This is a genomic window from Vibrio sp. 1562 (genome assembly GCF_033340155.1).
Classification (GTDB): Bacteria; Pseudomonadota; Gammaproteobacteria; order Enterobacterales; family Vibrionaceae; genus Vibrio; species Vibrio alginolyticus.
This window is the reverse complement of record NZ_JAWOVY010000817.1, coordinates 1-508: the sequence shown is the minus strand read 5'-3', so window position 1 is coordinate 508 and position 508 is coordinate 1. Positions and strand designations below refer to the sequence as shown.

At 47.0% G+C, this 508-nt stretch carries 1 protein-coding gene; it reads right to left on the bottom strand.

The genetic code is table 11. The annotated features are described in order from the left end of the window. On the bottom strand, positions 1-508 hold a 508-nt coding region (locus R7Z49_RS27840; RefSeq protein ID WP_318112890.1), incomplete at both ends, for an FtsX-like permease family protein.

Here is a 508-nt window from a genome sequence, read left to right as displayed (position 1 = left end):
ACCCCTACTTGCGCCTTGCACCATGAAAATCGTCATGACTTGCGATTGCGTCATACCCTGCGTTTTCAAAATCGCGACTTCAGATTGTTTTTCCATCACCACCATGATCAAAGCAGAAATGATGTTAAACGCTGCAACGCCGACAATGAGACCCAGCATTAAGCCCATCATGTTCTTTTCCATTTTCACAGCTTGGAAAAGCTCACCACGTTGTGCACGCCAATCACTCCACTGCCAACCTTCTGGCATCGGTTTATCAGCGAAATCCGTCACCATAAATGGGTCAGAGAAAAACACTCGCCAGCCAGATACGGTATCTTTGGGCAGGCGCATTAACTTAGCTGCATCCGCCATATTGACGATCATAAGCTGACCATCGACATCCGAACCGGTATTAAAAATACCAGCCACTGTGAAGTTGCGCTGACTAGGGATTCGACCAAGAGGGGTAAACTGCGTGGCGTTTGTCACCATTAAACGAACTTTGTCGCCAATAGAAACCTTAAGA